The sequence below is a fragment of the Achromobacter sp. DMS1 genome (assembly GCF_001270295.1).
In genome coordinates, this window is record NZ_LHSJ01000053.1 from 1 (window position 1) to 18,245 (window position 18,245).

The window sequence follows — 18,245 nt, forward strand, 5'->3', positions numbered from 1 at the left end:
CGTCGCGGTCGGCCAGGGATTCGCCCACGCAGACTACGGGCGTCAGCCCCGCGGCCAGGGCGGCGCGGGCCTTGTCGGCCACGATCTGGTCGGTTTCGCCGTGCAGGGTGCGGCGCTCGGAATGGCCGGCCAGCGCCCAGCGGCAGCCGAATTCCTTCAGCATGGGGCCGGAGACTTCGCCGGTGTAGGCGCCCTTCTCGTGAGCGCTGACGTCTTGCGCCCCCCAGGAGACGGCGCTGCCCGTCAGGGCCGAAGCGGCCTGGGCCAGATAGGGAAACGGCACGCAGACGCCGATTTCGCAATGGCTCGCAGCATCCGCGGCGCGCAGCTCGGTCAGCAACCCGGCATTCTCGGCCAGGTTGCCGTGCATCTTCCAGTTGCCCAGCACGAGGCGGGCGCGGTTTTCGACTGAAGTCATGGCGCAAGTATCAGAGAAATAGAGTCCAGGAGGCGAGCCCGCACGCACGGATACGGCCGGTACGCGGTCCGGGCCCGCCACGGCGTCGGGCCTGCGGCCGTCCACCGCGAAGCCGCGGCCGGCTGCCCCGTGAACGGTCCCGCGAACCAGGCATACGCCCACGGGCCGACCTGGAAAAAATTCCAGGTCAAACCTTAGATTGTATCCTGTTGTGGGCCGGCGCGCCGAACGAACCGCAAGGCGCGCCGAGGACGCTTCAGACGGTCAGGATGATCTTGCCGATGTTCTCGCCGCTTTCCATCATGGCGTGCGCCTGCGCGGCCTGTTCAAGCGGGAACGTCGCATGCACGATGGGTCTGATGGCGCCCTGCTCCAGCAGCGGCCACACCCGTTCGCGCAAGGCGCGGGCAATGGCGCCCTTGAACGCCACCGGGCGCGGGCGCAGGGTGGAGCCGGTAATGGTGAGCCGGCGGCGCATCACCTGGTTGGTATCCACCTGCGCCTGCGAGCCGCCCAGTTGCGCGATGATGACGATGCGGCCGTCGTCGGCCAGGCACTGGATGTCGCGCGCGATGTAATCGCCCGCCACCATGTCGAGAATGACGTCCACGCCGCGCCCGTCCGTGGCGTTCTTCACTTCCTGCACGAAGTCCTGCGTCTTGTAGTTGATGCCCTTGGCCGCGCCCAGCGACTCCACGGCGCGCGCGCGTTCGTCGCTGCCCACCGTGGCATACACCGGGTTGCCCATGGCGCGCGCCAGCTGGATGGCCGTGGTGCCGATGCCGCTCGCGCCGCCATGCACCAGCAGCGTCTCGCCCTCGGCCAGCCGGCCGCGATCGAAGACGTTGCTCCAGACGGTGAAATAGGTTTCCGGCAGGCCGGCCGCCTCGATGTCGGACAGCCCCTGCGGAATGGGCAGGCACTGCGCCGCGGGCGCCACGCAATATTCGGCGTAGCCGCCTCCCGCCACCAGCGCGCAGACGCGATCGCCCAGCGCCAGGTCGGTGCCGGCCAGGTCGCCGCCCACGATTTCGCCCGCCACTTCCAGACCGGGCAGGTCCGACGCGCCACGCGGCGGCGGGTAAGCGCCCTTGCGCTGGAAGACATCGGGACGGTTGATGCCCGCCGCGCTCACCTTGATCAGGACTTCGCCGGCGCCCGGCTCCGGCGTGGGGCGCTCGACGGCCACCAGCACCTCCGGCCCGCCCGGGCGCGAGATTTCAACAGCCTTCATGATGTCTCCTTGTGCGGTAAATGGATTATTATTGCGCCCTTTGGTGGGCAAGCCGCGCCCCGCGCCGGCTTTTCGTTTGCCTGGCGGCCGCTTGCCCCACCGGAAGCGTGGCCGAGCGGTTGAAGGCACCGGTCTTGAAAACCGGCAAGGGTTTGCGCCCTTCGTGGGTTCGAATCCCACCGCTTCCGCCAAGTCGATCCGCAAGCCCCACGCGGGAGATCAGGTTGGCGGCGCAACGGGCGCCAGAAAGGCCGGCGCAATGCCATTCAGGCCATGAGCGGCCTCCAGCAGCGGCCCCAGCACTTGCTCGACCGCCTTTTCGCGGCTGGTCTGCCGCGACAGCATATTCACGTTCAGCGCCGCCACCACGTTGTTCTGCGTGTCGTATACCGGCACCGCCAGACCGCATATGGCCTCGTCGTATTCCCCGTCCACCCATGCATAACCGTCACGGCGCACCTCGGCCAGCCGCTCTCGCAGCGTATCCGCGTCGCGCACGGTGCGCGACGTATAGGCTTTGAAGGTCTTGCCGGCGAGATAGGCATCCAGGGCGGCAGGCGGCAGGTAGGCCAACGCGATGCGGCCCGGCGACGTGGCGTAGGCCGATATCCGGGACCCCACGCCAAGCCGCAAGGACAGGATCTTGCGCGACGGAATGCGCAACACATAAGTGACGGACTTGCCGTCGAACACCGTCATCGCGCATGACTCCTGCACGCGCGCGCACAGATCTTCCAGCACTCGCTGCGCATGTCCCCAGAACGGCAGGGACGTCAGATATGTCATGCCCAGGTTCAGGACCTTGGGCGTCAACCGGAATTCGCGCTGGTCGGTGGCGGCATAGCCCAGGTCGCAAAGGGTCAGCAGCACGCGCCGCACGACCGTTCGCGGCAAACCTGTGGCGGCCGCCAGGCTGCTGACGGTATGGGTTTCGCCCTGCTTGCCCATGGCTTCGATAACCGCCAAACCGCGGGCAAAAGAGCGGATGAAGCTTTCGCTTTCAGGAGTAGCCATGTCTTGCCGAGTCCGTTTGTATCGAGCGACGCGATTGTCCCATAGCGATTGACAGTCGCAATATGCTGGCGTTTAATGTCCGTTAAGCGGATTTATAAGTCCGCTAAGCGGACATAATAACACGGCAAAGCAGCATCTGCCCAAAACGCGAAGAGCCCCGCGCTTCGCTTCACGGAGACAAACATGAAAGATCTGCTGCAAAAAAGCGCACGCTGTCTGACTTGGCTCGGGACGGCCTGCTGCATGGTTGCCAATGCCCACGCCGCCTCGCCGCCCCTGCCCGACAAGCCGGTGCGCATCATTGCCCCGGCGGCGCCGGGCGGCATTCTGGATCTCACCAGCCGCTACGTGGCCGAGCAGCTGGGCAAGATCATCGACCGTCCCGTCATCGTCGAAAACAAGAGCGGCGCTGGCGGCATCCTGGGAATCCAGAGCATGCTGCGGTCCGATCCCGATGGCATGACGCTCGTCATGGGCAGCCTCGGGCCGAATGCCGCCAACTACGCACTCTACAAATCTCTGCCCTACTCGAAAGAAGATCTTGCTCCCGTCATTCACGTGCTCTCCATGCCGGACGTGGTCGTGATCAACGCCAAGATTCCCGCCCGCAACATCGACGAGCTCCGGAAGTACGCCGCCGGCAAGCCGGGCGGCCTTTCCATGGCCGTGTCCACAGCCGGCTCATCCGGCCATCTCGCTGGCGAACTGTTCAAGTCGCAAGCGCGCATTCCAGCCGTCAATGTCGTGTACCGGGGCGCGGCGCCGGCCCTGATGGACCTGGTCGGCGGCCAGGTGGATGCCATGGTCGACAACCTTATCACCGCGCTGCCCCTGATCCGCGAAGGCAAACTGCGTGCGCTGGCGGTTACCAGCGCCGAACGCAGCCCCGAATTGCCCGACATTCCCACGATGAAAGAGTCGGGCTTTCCGGATTTCGAGGTGTCCGTGTGGCTGGGCCTGTTCACATCCTCCAAGGCGCCTGCCCCGGTGCGGTCCTCCTTGAACCAGGCGCTGCAGCAAGTGCTCGGATCAGAGACGTCAAAGCACTGGTTCGCACAGCAGGGCGGGAGGCCCATCGGCGGAACGCCGGAGCAATTCGCGCGCTTCGTGGACGCCGAAACCACCCGCTGGGGCGCCGTCATCAAAGAAGCAAAGATTCATGTGGACTGATACCGCGGCCGCCCGCCGCAAGGGAGATGCAGCAATGGAAGAACGTTCGTCGGACATGCTGGCCATGGCGGCGCGCTGGCCGGAACGCGTTGCGTATCGGATGGTGCCTTCAGGCTTTGCCGTAACCTGGGGCGAACTCGAGCGCCGTTCGCGCCGGTGCGCACAGCGCATGTTGCAGGCCGGATTGCGCACTGGCGACGGTATCGCCGTTTATCTCGAAAACCATCCACGGTACTTCGAGTTGCTTTGGGCGGCCCATCGGATCGGCCTCTACTACACCACCATCAGCCTGCATCTGAAGCCTGCCGAAATGGCCTATATCCTGCAGGACTGCGGCGCACGGTTGCTGTTCTGCTCGGCGCACACCGCCCGCGACCTGGATCCGGTCTGGCTTCGCGGACTTGGCGCCGAGCCCGTGGTCCTGGACGGACCATTGAATGGGCTACCGGATTACGAAGCCTGGCTGAGCGAAGCCCCTGCAGACGCGCCTTTGCCAGCCGGGCTGCCGGAGGGCACCGATTTCTCCTACTCCTCGGGCACGACCGGCGTTCCCAAAGGCATCAAGCGCCCGCTGGAGAGAGCAAACGCCTATTTCCAGCAGCCAGGCGACGCCCGCACGCATTGGAAGCAATTCGATATCGGCAGCGTGTACCTGTCGACCGCGCCGTTCTACCACACCGCTCCGGTGCGATGGAACATGGCCGTCATGCGTGCAGGCGGAACATCCGTCATGATGGAAAAATTCGATCCGCTGCTGGCCCTGCAAACCGTGGAGAAATACCGCGTAACGCATGGCCAGTGGGTTCCGACCATGTTTTCGCGTCTGCTGCGCCTGGCCCCATCCGAGCGGAACCGCTACGACCTTTCCAGCATGCGCTATGCCATTCATGCAGCTGCCCCCTGCCCGATCGAACTCAAGGAGCGCATGATCGAGTGGTGGGGGCCGATACTCTATGAGTACTACAGCGGAACGGAACTGGTGGGCCGCACATCGCTGGATTCCCACGAGTGGCTGGCACACCGGGGCTCGGTGGGCCGGCCCGAATTCGGCGCCGTACACATTGTGGACGGCGAAGGACGTCCGCTGCCTCCCCGCCAGCAGGGCGTCATCTATTTCGAAGGCGGCAGCAAATTTGAGTACCACAACGATCCGGTCAAGACGCGCTCGGCCTACAACGAAAAAGGATGGGGCACCTACGGCGACATCGGCTATCTCGATGAAGACGGCTACCTGTATCTCACCGACCGCCTGGCCAACACTATCGTTTCCGGCGGGGTGAACATCTATCCCCAAGAAGCAGAAAACATTCTCTCCGGACATCCCGCAGTGCGCGACGTGGCAGTCGTGGGCGTGCCGGACGCCGATTATGGGGAGTCGGTCAAGGCGGTCGTGGAACTGATCGATCCGTCGCAAGCCGGCCCCGCGCTCGAAAGCGAGCTCATTGCCTATTGCAAAGCGCGAATCTCCGCCGTCAAGAGCCCGAAGAGCGTGGATTTCGTTCCCAGCCTGCCGCGCACCGAAACCGGAAAATTGCTCAAACGCGAAGTGCGCGACCGCTATTGGTCTGGCGCCAGTCGCATTGCCCATTGACCCGCCACGGAGAGCCTCCCCATCATGCAGCGCCGCATTTTCAGTTCCGAGCAAGACCTGTTCCGAGACACGGTAAAGCGATTCCTTGCCGAGAAAGTATTGCCTGGCCACGCCCAATGGGAAGAAGACGGAATGGTGCCGCGCCAACTCTGGCGCGATGCCGGGGCGGCTGGCCTGCTGCTGCCCAGCATTCCCGACGAGTACGGCGGCGGCGGCGGCGGATTTCTCGACACCGTCGTCGTCATCGAGGAGATTGCATATGCGCTCGCCACGGGCATTACCGGGTTCACGACCCACTCCGACATCGTGGCGAACTACCTGCTGCATCTGGGCTCGGAAGCGCAAAAGCGGGCATGGCTGCCCGACATGGCCAGCGGAGCGGTCGTCGGCGCCATCGCCATGACGGAGCCGTCTACAGGCAGCGACCTCAAAGCGATCCGCACCACCGCGCAACACGGCGATGGAGGCTATGTCATCAACGGGCAGAAAACCTTCATTACGAACGGCCATCATGCCGACCGCGTGCTGGTGGTGGCCAAGACCGATCCGTCTGCCGGCGCCCGCGGCATCAGCCTGTTCTGGGTCGATACGCGCAGCCCGGGTTTCAGCCGCGGCAAGCTGCTCGACAAACTGGGTCAGCGCGCACAAGACACGGCCGAGCTCTTCTTCAGCGACCTCTGGGTGCCCGAAGAATGCCTGCTCGGCGAACCCAACCAGGGTTTCGGCTACCTGATGGCAGAGCTTGTGCGAGAACGGCTGATGATCGCCGTGCGCTGCGCAGCCGCACTGGAAGCGGCTCTGCAATGGACCATCGACTACACGAAAGAGCGCCATGCTTTTGGCAAGGCGCTGATCGAGAACCAGCATATCCGTTTCAAACTTGCCGACATCAAGGCGCTGGCCGCCGCGACGCGCGCGTATGTCGACCAATGCCTGTCGCAATTCCTGGACGGCCAGCTCGACGCCGCCGGCGCCGCCGCGGCCAAACTCTGGGCGGGAGAAGCCACGCGCGCCATCGACGACCTGCTCCAGTTCTACGGCGGCTACGGCTACATGCGCGAGTACGCCATTGCGCGGGCCTATACCGATGTCCGTCCAAACCGGATATACGGCGGCTCTTCCGAAATCATGCGCGAAATCGTTGCGCGCGCCCTGTGAGAAAGGCCATGCAAGAGAACGCACTGCGCCCTGTAGCCATCGCCGGCGTCGCCGAATCCGACCTGGGCAAAGTCCCCGGCAAGACGGCCCTGGAACTCCAGGCCCAGGCCGCGCTTGGCGCATTGGCCGATGCCGGGCTGAAACTCAGCGACGTGGATGGAATATTCGCGCACACCGACGACAGATTCTCTGGCGCCCTGCTGGCCGAATTCCTGGGGCTGCACCCTCGCTACGTGGACTCGACCAATATCGGAGGAATGTCGAACATTGCCCATATCCGCCATGCAATGGCGGCCGTATCGGCAGGACTTTGCTCAGTCGCGCTCATTACGTACGGCAGCACGCAGGCATCGGACGGCGCGCGGGCGCTTGCGAAGGTGGTCGAAAACCCGCGTACACCGCGCGGCCAGTTCGTCATGCCCTATGGCCAGCTCAGTCCCATCGGCTATTACGCCATGGTGGCGCAATTGCATCGGCACCGATACGGCACCACGCCGCGCGACCTGGCTGAAGTGGCGCTGGCCGCCCGGCGCTGGGCGGCCCTCAACCCCAAGGCTTATCGGCGAGAGCCGCTTACCCTGGACGAGGTCATGCAATCGCCCATCGTGGCCGACCCGCTGCGCCAGCGCGACTGCTGCCTGGTCACAGACGGCGGCGGTGCGCTCGTCATCGTCTCGGCCGAGCGCGCCGCCGATCTGCGCAAGCGTCCGGTCATCGTGCGAGGCATTGCCGAAACGTACGCGCACCACTACACGCCGTTCAATACTGCCGACTGGCTCGAAACCGGCGTCGCGGCAACCGCGCAGGCGGCACTGGACATGGCAGGCGTGACTCGCGCAGATGTCGACGTGGTGCAGATCTATGACCACTTCACCATTGGCGTGCTGCAGTCGCTCGAAGAGCTGGGCTTCTGCAAGCGAGGCGAGGCCGGCGCCTTCGTGGCCGACGGTGCGCTCGGCCCTGGCGGACGCTTCCCGATCAACACGTCTGGCGGCGGCCTGTCTTACGGCCATCCCGGCATGTTCGGCATCTTTCTCGTTATCGAAGCGGTGCGCCAACTTCGAGGGGAATGCGGCGACCGCCAGTTGCCCCGTCATGAGCTTGCCCTGTGCCACGCGCCCGGGCTCGTTTTCTCCTGCAATACAACCATGATTCTGGGAGTGCAATAGCCATGGACGCCTCCACGCGCCCCTTGCCCGTGCCCACCGACCTTACGCTGCCCTTCTGGCAAGCGGCGAAGGCCGGACGGCTCGACTTGCAATACTGCACCGACTGCGCCGGTTTCCAGTTCTATCCCAGGCCCTGCTGCGTGCGTTGCGGCAGCACGGCGCTGCAATGGCGCACCAGCGCGGGACTCGGCCGTATCTACACCTACACCATCAATCACCGGGCCGCCAATCCGTACATGGCCGACAAGCTTCCGTATGCGGTTGCTGTCGTCCAACTGGACGAGGGGCCCCGCATGATGGGCAACCTGATAAACACTCCGCTTTCCGAGATCACGATCGGCTTGCGCGTGCGCACTGTATTCGAACCTGTTTCGGATGACATCACGCTCGTGCACTTCGAAGCGGAACCGGCAACTCGCCAGGAACAGCCATGAGCCCCGCCAGGCCGCTGGAGGAGCACATTTCCGATACCGCCATGGCTGGTCTGGTGGTGCTGGACTTCACCCGCTTGCTTCCCGGTCCCTATGCAGCCTATCTGCTGCGCGGCTTCGGTGCTGACGTGATCAAGGTCGAAGATACCGAAGCGGGCGATTATGCGCGCGGGCTGCACCCGTTGCCGCGCTCGCAAACAGGCGCCGCGTTCACGGCGGCCAACGCGGGCAAGCGCAGCATTGCATTGGATCTCAAGCAGGCGCAAGGCCGCGAAGCCGCGCTTGCATTGGCGCGTCGCGCCGATGTGCTGGTAGAGAGTTTTCGTCCCGGAGTCATGCAGCGGCTGGGCCTGGGTCACGAGGTCTTGCGTTGTGAGAACCCTCGCCTGGTTTATTGCTCCATTACGGGATATGGCCAGCATGGCCCGCTCGCGCCGTTGGCCGGTCACGACCTGAACTACCAGGGGTGTGCGGGCATCCTGCCTCGCGACGCGGCCACCGGACATGCCGTATTGCCGCAGACGCTGACCTCCGATCTGGTTGGCGGCGCCTATAGCGCCACCATGTCGATCATGGCGGCGCTGCTCGCCCGGCAGGTCTCGGGCCAGGGATGCTACATAGACTTGTCCATCGCGCACGCGACGGCCATGCTGCTTCCCATTGAGGGCGCGCTCGTTGGCCAGCAACAGCATCCCGATGCGCCCGGCCTGGGGAGACTGAACGGCGGCCATCCGTGCTATGGCCTGTACGAAACGGCAGACGGCCGGCAGGTCACCTTCGCCGCGCTGGAAGAAAAATTCTGGCGCCGCTTCTGCGAACGGGCGCCGTGCCCCGAACTGGCCGAGATCCCGGATCTGACGGCGCCACCGACTGCCTCTCGGGTACGTGCGGCGCTTGCGCGCATCTTCAGGACACGGACCCAGGCAGAGTGGGTCGCGTTCGGCGCACAGTGGGACGTCTGCCTGGGCCCGGCGCTGACCAGCGAAGAAGCGCTGCACGCCTTGGGAGAGCGACCGGCCTGGCGCTCCTTTGCCGGGCCGGGCGGGCCGGTTCGCGTGCTGCGCGGCCTGCCGGTTGCAGGCGACGGCGTCGACCTGACGCCGCCACCCTCCCAGGGCCAGCATTCGGCGCAGATCCTGCGCGAGCTGGGCTGGGACGAGCCGCGCATCCATGCCGCGCTGGCTTCGGGAGCCGCCAGGCAGGCATAAGACCTGCCCGGCTGCCCACTCAGGGCCGCCCGCCTCCACAAATCAGCACCTGGCCGCTCACGTAGTCGGACTCGGGAATGCAGAAAAGGTACACCGCGCCCGCCGCCTCCTCCGGCGTGCCGGCGCGGCCGACCGGAATCATGGTTTCAATGTTCTGCATGAACTGCGCACTGATGCCCACTTTGATAGTATTGCCCGCGACATCAATGGTAGCCCCGTCGCCCACGGCGGCATCCGTCAACCGGGTCTTGATAAGGCCGAACGCCACCGAATTGACGTTTACCTTGTAACGCCCCCATTCCTTGCTGAGCGCCCGCGTGAGCCCGGTGATGCCGGCCTTGGCAGCCGAGTAATTCGCCTGTCCCGGGTTGCCCATGAGCCCCGACGTGGACGACACGTTGACCACCTTGCGGAACACTTCGATTCCCTCCGCCGCTTCCTTACGCGCCTGGTTCTTGAAGTGTTCCGCGGCGGCACGCAGGATGCGAAATGGCGCGGTCATATGGACATCCAGCATGGCATACCACTGCTCGTCCGTCATTTTCTGGATGGTGCTGTCCCAGGTGTAGCCGGCATTGTTGACAATGATGTCGACGCCGCCGAATTCCCGCAACGCCGTGCCGACGAAACGATCGCCGAATTCCTTGTCGGTGACGCTCCCGATGCAGCTCACCGCTTGGGCGCCCACCGCCTCCAGCTCATCGACGACCTGCCGCGCCGGCGCTTCGTCCAGATCATTGACGACGAGCCGCGCGCCTTCCGACGCGAGTTTCAGCGCGATCTCGCGGCCGATTCCGCGTCCGGAACCCGTAACCAGCGCTACCTTTCCTTCCAGCTTCTTCATGCGGGGTCTCCTTGCCCGGTTGAGATTGCGCGGCGAGCAATGCCGCCACTGCTCCAAGCCCGCCGTCAGGCGATCTCGGCATAACCGTTGTTCAGCACCATCACATCGCGCTCCACTGCGCGGGCGCGAAAGCCTACTTCCCCATTGCCGCGCCAGCTTTCGATGCGCAGGGTTTCGCCGGGGTAGACAGGCGCCGTGAATCGGACGTTGAACCGGCGCAACCTGCCTGGATCACTCTCGCACCAGTCGTCCAGCACGGCGTGACAAGCGACGCCGTAGGTCGCAAGGCCATGCAGGATAGGACGATCAAAACCAGCGCTGCGCGCAATGGCGGGATCGGCATGCAAAGGGTTATCGTCCGCGCAGAGCCGATAGAGCAACGCCATATCCGGACGCGTGAGCACGTCGCGCACGCAGTCGGGCGGCCCGTCGCCGATCAGAGAAGGATAGGCTTCCAGGCTGTCGCTGGGCTGGCCCGATTCGCTGTAGCCACCATTGCCTCGCAGAAACGACACCTGTTCGATGGTGGCCAGCGACCGGCCCGAATCCCGATCGGAGAGCGCGCGCTCCGTGACCACGATAGCGCCCTTGTCCGCCCCCTTGTCGATCACGCTCTTCACGCGCGACCTGCCGGTGACGGCGCCCCGCGGCGGCAAGGGAGCATGCAGCGTCAACCGCTGCTCTCCGTGCAGCAGCCGGACCCAGTCTATTCCCGTCGCGGGATCCTTCATCCAGAAGCCCGGATATCCCAGCACCACGGCCATGGTGGGCAGCGCAAGCAGGTCCTTTTCATAGACGAAGCGCAGATGCCGCTCGTCTGTCGGGTCCACACCCAATCCCAGCGCCAGGGCATAGAGCATGGTGTCCTTTTCGGTGTAGATCTGTTCGATGACGGGAAACTTCCAGTTTTTCAAGGTGGCGTAATCGATGGCCATGCATGGGGCTCCCTGGCGTGCTGTGATCCATTGAGAAGTGGCTGCAGACGGCTGCCGATGCCGGCACATGGGCCGCGGTGCGTTGCGCGCTCCGGAGGGAGCATTCACTCAAAATGACCGCTTAGCGGATATAAAAGACCGTCAAGCGAACAATATGCCCATATCAGGGGAGTGTCAACCTGCGAAAGCCGTCCCTGACGCCAAGCAGCCGGCCGATGCTGGCGCACGATGCCTTTCTGCGCCTGATGCGGCGCCGCGCCGTTTCGACACCGAGCCCGAGGCGCGTGCGCTGTGCGCACGATCGCCAACGGCATGTGCGTAGACTTGTGGCGCCGCCGGCAGATCGAGCAGGCTTGGCTGGAGGAGCTGGCCGCGCGGCCCGAGGCCGCGGCGACCTGCGCCGCCTGAGCCTGGTGGCCGGCGAAATCCTGGTCCAGACCGCCGCCGACCCGAGCCGCCGGCCCTTCGTGGTCGATGCACCGCGAGGGCGGCCGCGGGCGCTGGGCACGCGCTTCACGGTGCGGCTGGATGGGCCGGAAACGCTGGAGGCGGTCCACCAGGGCGCGGTGGAGGCCCGCACGGCCGATTCCGGCGCGACCCCCATCATCCAAGACCGGCCGGCAGACGCGCTTCTCGCGCGACGCGCTCGCGGCCACGCGGCCGGCCGATCCGGCGGGCGAGGCTTGGACGCGGGGTGTCCGGGTCACCGAGAACACGCCGCTGGCCGAGGTGGCGCGCGAGTTGCAGCGCTACTGCGGCGGCCACATCGGCGTCGCGCCGGAAGTCGCGCGCCTGCCGGTCATCGGCAGCTATCCGGCCACCGATCCCGACCGCGCGCTGGCCATGCTCGAAAGCGTGCTGCCCGTCCGGATCAAGCACACCCAGCCCTGGCACGGGCTCCTACACCACGCCCGTCACGGCCGCGGCCACCGGGTTGAAACTCTCACCGCGCGAAACGCCGCAGTCGGTGAGCGTCGTGACGCGACAGCGCATGGACGACCAGGGATTTCAGGATCTGGGCAGCGTGCTGCAGAACACCACGGGCGTGGCCGCCCTGCAGCTCGACAGTGAGCGCACCATTTTCTCCTCGCGCGGCTTCCCTATCGAAGACCTGCAGTACGACGGAATTTCCACACAAGAGCAACTACGCGGCCGGCGAATCCGAGTTGGACCCCATTCTCTACGACCGCATCAAGGTGGTGCGCGGCGCGACCGGCCTGCTCACGGGCGCGGGCCAGCCTTCCGCCTCGGTCAATCTGGTGCGCAAGCGCGCCGACAGCAAGACCTTCAAGGGCGAGGCCACAATCAGCGTCGGCTCCTGGGGCAACTACCGCGGCACGCTGGACCTGTCCACGCCGGTCACCGAAGACGGACGCATCCGCACGCGCCTGGTCGCGTCGCACGAAGACAAGAAATCCTTCTTCGACCGCTACGAACGCAAACGCAGCGGGAAGGCGCGGGCTGGGCCTCGTCCGGGGAATACGAATACCGCGATCACAAGTTCGTCCCTTATGCCGGGGTGGTCTACGGCCTCACCCCGACATACCCGGTCTACGCCACCTACACCAGCATCTTCAACTTCCAGGACGAGCGAGATCGCGCGGGGCTGGCAACTCTTCCTCGGCGCCACGCGCTTCATCGCCCAGGACGCGGCTGGCAAGGACATCAACACCGAGCGCCCGCGCACCCTGTTGCGTCCGTTCACCGCTTATCAATTGCCCGTAGACTGGCACCGCCTGACGATAGGCGGCGGCGTCAACTGGCAGAGCCGCGCCTACTACGACGGCGTTGGCCCCAACCGCGAGAGCCAGGAACAGGGAGGGTATGCCATCACCAACCTGATGGCCCGCTACCAGCTCTCGCCGGACCTGTCCTTGCAGGTGAACGTGAACAACGTGTTCGACAAGAAATACCAGCGCGCCGTCAACTGGCATGGCCAGGGCATCTGGGGCACGCCCGCCGAAGTCATGGCCACCCTGCGCTATAGATTCTGAGGCGGACGGCGCGGCCCCGGCGGCCGCGCCGGTTGCGGGCCGCATGACTGGCCATGCTTGCGGCATATTCCCTCCGGCCCGGCACGGGCGTAGGATAGAGTTGCGTTTGTCGTCCCGCTGCGCCCCCCAACCCTCGGCGGCGCCCCGCCGCCCATTCCTCCGGAGGCCGTCATGATCAAGCACATCCTCATCCCCATCGATGGATCCAGCCTGGCCGATTCCGGCCTGGCGCAAGGACTGGAACTGGCGCGCGCGTTGCAGGCCAGCGTCACCGTGCTCACGGTAATCACGCCCTTCCAGATGCCCTCCTCGGAAACAGTGCGCTTCGAAGGCATGCGGTCGGTCTACGAGGAACAGTCGCGCGAACTGGCGCGCTCGTATCTGCGCGAGGCCGAAGACAAGGCCAAGGCGGCCGGCGTGCCATGCAAGACGGACCTGCGTGAACACGAGGCCATCTACCAGGCCATTGTCGATGTCGCCGTCACGCAGGGCTGTGACCTGATCGCCATGTCTTCGCACGGCCGGGGCGGCGTGGCGGCGGTGCTGCTGGGCAGCGTCACGCAGAAAGTGCTGGCGCACTCCAAGGTGCCGGTGCTGGTGTACCGCTGAGCCCGCCGCCGGACCGCCTTCGCGCCGTGCGCGCCGGCAGGCTCACGCTTGCCTGGCGCGAAACGTCGGCGGGATGCCCGCCGCCGCCACCCCGCTGCGCAGCGTTTCCCGCGGCAGGCTGGCCGCCAGCAGTTGGCGCGCCTCGATGAGTCGCGCGAGATCCACGCCGGTTCGATAGCCCATGCTTTCCAGCATGAAAACCAGGTCTTCGGTCACGATGTTGCCCGATGCGCCGGGTGCGAACGGGCAGCCGCCCAGCCCGCCGAGGCAGGCGTCGAAGGCGCGTATGCCTTCTTCGAGCCCTGCCAGCGCATTGGCCAGCCCCAGGCCCAGGGTGTCGTGCAGATGCAGCTTGACCAGCCGGGCCCCCACCGCGTCCTGCGTAGCGCGCACGGCTTGGCGCACGCGTCCCGGATGCGCATAGCCCACGGTGTCGGCCAGCGCCAGCTCGTCCACGCCGGCGCGTTCCAGCGCGGAGGCCACCGACGCCACGCGGGCGACGGGCACCTCTCCCTCCATGGAACAGCCGAACGCCGTCGCCACGGCGGCGTCGATACGCACGGGTCGCGGCTGTGCGTGCAGCCAGTCGGCGATGGCGGCCACCACGTCGATCTGCGCCTGGGTGCTCTTGCCCACGTTGGCGCGGCTGTGCGTGTCGCTGACCGATACCGGAATCGCCACCACCTGCGCGCCCGCCTCGTAGGCCGCGATCGCGCCCTTGAGATTGCAGGCCAGCGCGCAGACGGCGATGCCCTCCAGCGCCAGGGCATGCGGCAGCACCTCCCCGGTGTCGGCCATGGCCGGGACCAGCCGCGGCGATACGAAGCTGCCCACCTCGATTTCCGGCAGCCCGGCCGCGGCCAACTGCGCGATCCAGCGCAGTTTGTCGGCCGTCGCCATCGCGCCGCGCGCCATCTGCAAGCCGTCGCGCGGCCCCACTTCGCAGATCCGGACCGTCTCGCTCATTGCCGCCTCCGCTATTGCTGCACCCTGATGCCGGCCGCCGCGATGGCTCGCCGGGCCTTGCCGATGTCCTGGCGGATCAGCGCGGCGAACTGGTCGGAGCTCGCCGGCTCGGCCTCCAGCCCCCTGCGAGGCCAGCGCGTCGCGCACGTCCTGGCGCGCGAGCAGCCTGTTGAAGTCGGCGTTCAGGCGCGCCACCACGGCCGGCGGCGTGCGTGCCGGCGCGAGCACGCCATAGTAGGTCACCATGTCGCAATCCTTGTAGCCCAGCTCCGCCACGGTCGGCACGTCCGGCAGGGCGGGATTGCGCCTGGGCGAAGTCACGGCCAGCGCCCTCACCTTGCCCGCCTTGATAAGCGAGGCCGCCGATGAAATCGACGAGCCGGCGAACTGCAAATGCCCGCCCATCAGGTCGGCCAGCGCGGGCGCGGACCCTTTGTAGGGCACGTGCTGCATCTTCACGCCGGCGGAATGCTGCAGCATCTCCATGGCGATGTGCACGCCGCCCCCGGTGCCCGAGGTACCGTAGGAAATCTTGTTGGGGTCCTTGCGCGCCGCCTCGATAACTTCGGGCAGGCTCTTGTAGGGCGAGCTCTCCGCCACCAGCAGCACCATGGGCGTAGTGGCCACCAGCGCCACGGGAGCCAGGTCCTTGATCGGGTCGTACGAAACCTTCATCAGCAGCGGAATCAGCGTGACGTTGTCGGACTGGCCGATCACCAGGTCGTAGCCCTGCGCCGGCGCCCGGGCGGCCTCGGCCAGCCCCAGCGCGGTGCCCGCGCCTGGCTTGTTCTCCGGCACCACCGCCCAGCCGTTCAGCTCGTGCAGCTTGGACCCCATGAGGCGGCCGATGTAGTCGGTGCCCCCGCCCGGCGTGGACGGAATGATGATGCGGATAGGCTTGCTCGGATAGTCCTGCGCCTGTGCGGCGCAGGCCAGGGCCATGGCGGCCACGGCCAACAGCTTGCGTACCATGTCGTCTCCTCTTCGATGAAAAAGCCGGGCGGTCTGGCGCCGCCTCGGGGCCGGGGCCGCGCCCCGGATCCATTCATGCAATCACGCCCGCCTCGCGCAGCGCGTCGATGCGCTGCGCATCCAGCCCCATACGCAGCAGAATGTCCCGCGTGTGGGCGCCCCGGGCGGGCGGGTCGGAGCGCTTGCCTGCCTTGCGTCCGTCGAATTCGATGGGCAGCGCGGCCGCGGAAATCTCCCCGCCCTCCGGCAGCCGGGTCTTGAGCAGCGCGCCGCCGGCCTTCAGGTGCTCGTCGTCCAGCAGCTCGTGCGGCTGGCGTATCGGCCCGTACGACAGGTTGGCCGCCTCCAGCGCCGCGCACAGGTCGGCGGTCTTCCACGACTTGAGGATTTCGGCCACGCCGGGCACCAGCCACGAACGCGCCGCCTCGCGGTCCACTGCCGTGGCCAGGCGAGGGTCGGCGGCCCACTCCGGCGGCAGAAAGCGCTGCGCGAAATTGCGCCACTGCGCATCGCCCACCACCGCCACGAATACCCGGCCGTCCGCGGTGTCGAACACGTCGTAGACACCCCAGGGCGGACGCCGCTCCGCGCCCATGGGCTTGGGCGCGTCGCCCGTGAGCTGGTATTGCGCAATGAACTGCGCCACCAGCAGCAGGTTGTTCTCGAACAGCCCCGCACGCACGTGCCGTCCGCGACCGGAGGCGTGCCGGTCGTGCAGCGCCGCCAGGGCGCCCACCACGCCGAACGTGCCGCCCAGGATGTCGTTGACCGAAGCGGCCACCCGCTGCGGCGCATCGGCGCCGCCATTGATGTAGGCCAGCCCGCCCATCATCTGCACCACCTCGTCCAGCGCGGTGCGGTGTTTGTACGGACCCGACAGGAAGCCCTTGAGCGACACATAGATCAACCCGGGGTTCGCGGCGGACAGCGATTCATAATCCAGGCCGTACTGGGCCAGGCCGCCGTCGCGGAAATTCTCCACCACCATATCGGCCCGCAGCGCCAGCCGGCGCGCGAGCTCGCAGCCCTCGGCCGACTTGAGATCAACCGCCAGGCTCTGCTTGTTGCGGTTGAACACGGGAAAATAGCCGCTGCCCGATCCCTTCAGGCGGCGCGTGCGGTCGCCTTCCATCGGCTCCAGCTTGATGACCTCGGCCCCCAGGTCCGCCAGCGCCAACCCGGCGGCCGGGCCCATGATCATGTGGGAAAGCTCCAGAACCCTGATCCCGCGCAGCGGCAGCTCCGAGCCGTCCATAAACGGGCTACCCGACATCTTTGTCATCCACCTATCCTCATGGCTGTGTTTTGGTTGCGGCGTCAGCACGGCCATGATCGCGGGCCCGCTTCCGGCGGAAAAGCGGTCTTTCAGAAACGGGGCATTCTCTTTTCGGAACGTCCGGGTTACCCCCAGGCAGGCCCGGCCTCGGGCCTGCTCTCTGCGGGCAGCACGCCCAGATGCGCGAGCCAGGCCCGCGCCGCCGGGGCGAGCGTGTCCGGTTCCCGCACCGCCACGCAGATGCGCGTGGCCGCCCACGGTCCGCTCAAGGCAATGAAACGCAGCTCCGGCCCTCCGTGCCTGTCTTTGAGATACAGCGGCACCACGCCGACGCCCAGGCCGCGCGCCACCAGCGCGCATATGGTTTCGTGGGCGCTCACCCGCGCGCTGATGCGGCGCCGCACGCCGGCCTCGCGCGCGGCGCGCTCGAACACCTCGCTGATGCCGTTGTCGCGGTTGAGTTCGATCTGCTCGTAAGGCAGCAACTGCGCATAGTCCAGCACGTCGCGGTCGGCCAGCGAATGCTGGGCCGGCACCACCGCCGCCAGCTCGCAATGCCCGTACGGAAACACCTGCAGGCCCTCGTGGCTGAAATCCGAGCCCACGGCCACGTCCGCGCGTCCGTGCAGCACCTCCTGGAACACCTGCTGGGTCGTGTCTTCGGTCAAGGACAGCTCGATCTGCGGGCAGGCGCGCCGGAACGACTGGATGCGCTCGGGCAGCTCGCCCGCCAGCGCCGCCACGCTCACCGCCAGCCGCACCCGGCCGCGGATACCCCGTGGCGAACCCCCCGCATCTCCCCGGTGCATGCGCTCCATGCCGCGCAGCACCATGCGCGCATGCTCGGCCAGCGCGTTGCCCGCCGGCGTCGCCTGCACCCCGCGCACGCCGCGCTCCAGCAGCGGCACGCCGAACGCCTCTTCCATCTCGGCCATGCGCTTGCTCACCGCCGAAGGCACGAGATTCTCCCTCGCGGCCGCACGCGCCAGGCTGCCCTCCTCGAGCGCGGCCAGGAACAGGCGCAGGGAAACGGGATCGATATCGCGCGGATGCGGGTGTGCGGACGGGAGCGGCTTCATGCCGGAAAGTGTCCCCGCCTGCCGCGGCCCGCGGGATCGGGGTTTCCCCTAGGGCCTGTCAGCCCGGCCGCGTCTGGCCTGACGCCCGCCCGATTGTCCGCCTGTGCGACGCTCCTTTCAGGGTGAGCGCGCCCTGGCCGCAGGCCGCCCTGGTGGTATAGTCTCGCCCTCCGGCGG

The 18,245-nt window shown here is 66.6% G+C and carries 17 protein-coding genes, 1 tRNA gene and 3 pseudogenes; 11 read left to right on the forward strand and 10 right to left on the reverse strand.

Annotation, left to right across the window (positions count from 1 at the left end):
• Both AD428_RS08400 and AD428_RS08405 read right to left on the reverse strand, forming a co-directional pair.
• On the reverse strand, positions 1 to 418 hold a 418-nt coding region (locus AD428_RS08400), incomplete at its 3' end, for a triose-phosphate isomerase family protein (RefSeq protein ID WP_160318557.1).
• A gap of 256 nt (positions 419 to 674) precedes the next feature.
• Positions 675 to 1,652, reverse strand: coding sequence for an NAD(P)H-quinone oxidoreductase (locus tag AD428_RS08405; RefSeq protein WP_053244845.1), 978 nt, complete (start codon positions 1,650 to 1,652; stop codon positions 675 to 677).
• A gap of 101 nt (positions 1,653 to 1,753) precedes the next feature.
• Between AD428_RS08405 and AD428_RS08410 the strand changes: the two genes are divergently transcribed.
• A tRNA-Ser gene (locus tag AD428_RS08410) sits at positions 1,754 to 1,843 on the forward strand.
• Positions 1,844 to 1,871: 28 nt separating this feature from the next.
• On the opposite strand, the gene AD428_RS08415 is transcribed toward AD428_RS08410, so the two are convergent.
• Positions 1,872 to 2,666: an IclR family transcriptional regulator domain-containing protein gene (locus AD428_RS08415; RefSeq protein WP_053244846.1), complete on the reverse strand. Its 795-nt coding sequence runs from the start codon at positions 2,664 to 2,666 to the stop codon at positions 1,872 to 1,874.
• Between the two features lie 183 nt (positions 2,667 to 2,849).
• On the opposite strand from AD428_RS08415, the gene AD428_RS08420 reads away from it, so the two are divergent.
• Genes AD428_RS08420 through AD428_RS08445 form a run of 6 tightly spaced genes read left to right on the forward strand, consistent with a single transcriptional unit; the run spans position 2,850 to position 9,393 of the window.
• A complete protein-coding gene (locus AD428_RS08420; RefSeq protein ID WP_082308324.1) occupies positions 2,850 to 3,836 on the forward strand; it encodes a Bug family tripartite tricarboxylate transporter substrate binding protein in 987 nt (328 codons plus the stop codon).
• Between the two features lie 55 nt (positions 3,837 to 3,891).
• A complete protein-coding gene (locus AD428_RS08425) occupies positions 3,892 to 5,427 on the forward strand; it encodes an AMP-binding protein (protein WP_053244866.1) in 1,536 nt (511 codons plus the stop codon).
• Positions 5,428 to 5,451: 24 nt separating this feature from the next.
• Positions 5,452 to 6,585: an acyl-CoA dehydrogenase family protein gene (locus AD428_RS08430; protein ID WP_082308325.1), complete on the forward strand. Its 1,134-nt coding sequence runs from the start codon at positions 5,452 to 5,454 to the stop codon at positions 6,583 to 6,585.
• Between the two features lie 8 nt (positions 6,586 to 6,593).
• Positions 6,594 to 7,754: an acetyl-CoA acetyltransferase gene (locus tag AD428_RS08435; RefSeq protein WP_053244848.1), complete on the forward strand. Its 1,161-nt coding sequence runs from the start codon at positions 6,594 to 6,596 to the stop codon at positions 7,752 to 7,754.
• A 2-nt stretch (positions 7,755 to 7,756) separates the two neighbouring features.
• Positions 7,757 to 8,188 (forward strand): Zn-ribbon domain-containing OB-fold protein, encoded by a 432-nt coding sequence (locus AD428_RS08440; protein ID WP_053244849.1) that lies wholly within the window; start codon positions 7,757 to 7,759, stop codon positions 8,186 to 8,188.
• The gene (locus AD428_RS08445) at positions 8,185 to 9,393 is read left to right on the forward strand and encodes a CaiB/BaiF CoA transferase family protein (RefSeq protein WP_053244850.1); all 1,209 of its coding nucleotides are present in this window, start codon (positions 8,185 to 8,187) and stop codon (positions 9,391 to 9,393) included. Before AD428_RS08440 ends, AD428_RS08445 begins: the two co-directional genes overlap by 4 nt.
• Positions 9,394 to 9,412: 19 nt before the next feature.
• On the opposite strand, the gene AD428_RS08450 is transcribed toward AD428_RS08445, so the two are convergent.
• Together AD428_RS08450 and AD428_RS08455 are read right to left on the reverse strand one after the other, a co-directional pair.
• Positions 9,413 to 10,237: an SDR family NAD(P)-dependent oxidoreductase gene (locus AD428_RS08450; RefSeq protein WP_053244851.1), complete on the reverse strand. Its 825-nt coding sequence runs from the start codon at positions 10,235 to 10,237 to the stop codon at positions 9,413 to 9,415.
• 65 nt (positions 10,238 to 10,302) lie between these two features.
• Complete coding sequence (locus tag AD428_RS08455; RefSeq protein ID WP_053244852.1) at positions 10,303 to 11,172, reverse strand: MaoC/PaaZ C-terminal domain-containing protein; 870 nt, start codon at positions 11,170 to 11,172, stop codon at positions 10,303 to 10,305.
• Between the two features lie 413 nt (positions 11,173 to 11,585).
• Between AD428_RS08455 and AD428_RS29380 the strand changes: the two are divergent.
• A pseudogene (locus tag AD428_RS29380) lies at positions 11,586 to 11,684 on the forward strand (iron dicitrate transport regulator FecR); the annotation flags it as partial.
• 91 nt (positions 11,685 to 11,775) lie between these two features.
• Here AD428_RS29380 and AD428_RS27640 read toward each other — a convergent pair.
• Complete coding sequence (locus AD428_RS27640) at positions 11,776 to 12,066, reverse strand: hypothetical protein (protein WP_235489536.1); 291 nt, start codon at positions 12,064 to 12,066, stop codon at positions 11,776 to 11,778.
• 40 nt (positions 12,067 to 12,106) lie between these two features.
• Here AD428_RS27640 and AD428_RS29385 point away from each other — a divergent pair.
• From AD428_RS29385 to AD428_RS08470, 3 genes and pseudogenes are all read left to right on the forward strand, one after another.
• A pseudogene (locus AD428_RS29385) lies at positions 12,107 to 12,301 on the forward strand (TonB-dependent receptor plug domain-containing protein); the annotation flags it as partial.
• Positions 12,302 to 12,338: 37 nt separating this feature from the next.
• Positions 12,339 to 13,166, forward strand: a complete 828-nt coding sequence (locus tag AD428_RS24620) for a TonB-dependent receptor domain-containing protein (protein WP_053244854.1) — start codon at positions 12,339 to 12,341, stop codon at positions 13,164 to 13,166.
• A 171-nt stretch (positions 13,167 to 13,337) separates the two neighbouring features.
• A complete protein-coding gene (locus AD428_RS08470; RefSeq protein ID WP_053244855.1) occupies positions 13,338 to 13,775 on the forward strand; it encodes a universal stress protein in 438 nt (145 codons plus the stop codon).
• A 42-nt stretch (positions 13,776 to 13,817) separates the two neighbouring features.
• On the opposite strand, the gene AD428_RS08475 is transcribed toward AD428_RS08470, so the two are convergent.
• From AD428_RS08475 to AD428_RS08490, 4 genes and pseudogenes are all read right to left on the reverse strand, one after another.
• Positions 13,818 to 14,741 carry a hydroxymethylglutaryl-CoA lyase gene (locus AD428_RS08475; protein WP_053244856.1) on the reverse strand — a complete coding sequence of 308 codons (924 nt, stop codon included), beginning with the start codon at positions 14,739 to 14,741 and terminating at the stop codon, positions 13,818 to 13,820.
• A gap of 180 nt (positions 14,742 to 14,921) precedes the next feature.
• Positions 14,922 to 15,713, reverse strand: a pseudogene (locus AD428_RS08480) (tripartite tricarboxylate transporter substrate binding protein); the annotation flags it as partial.
• Positions 15,714 to 15,786: 73 nt separating this feature from the next.
• Positions 15,787 to 16,995, reverse strand: coding sequence for a CaiB/BaiF CoA transferase family protein (locus AD428_RS08485; protein ID WP_053244857.1), 1,209 nt, complete (start codon positions 16,993 to 16,995; stop codon positions 15,787 to 15,789).
• Between the two features lie 119 nt (positions 16,996 to 17,114).
• Complete coding sequence (locus AD428_RS08490; protein ID WP_053244858.1) at positions 17,115 to 18,068, reverse strand: LysR family transcriptional regulator; 954 nt, start codon at positions 18,066 to 18,068, stop codon at positions 17,115 to 17,117.
• Positions 18,069 to 18,245: the final 177 nt, after the last annotated feature.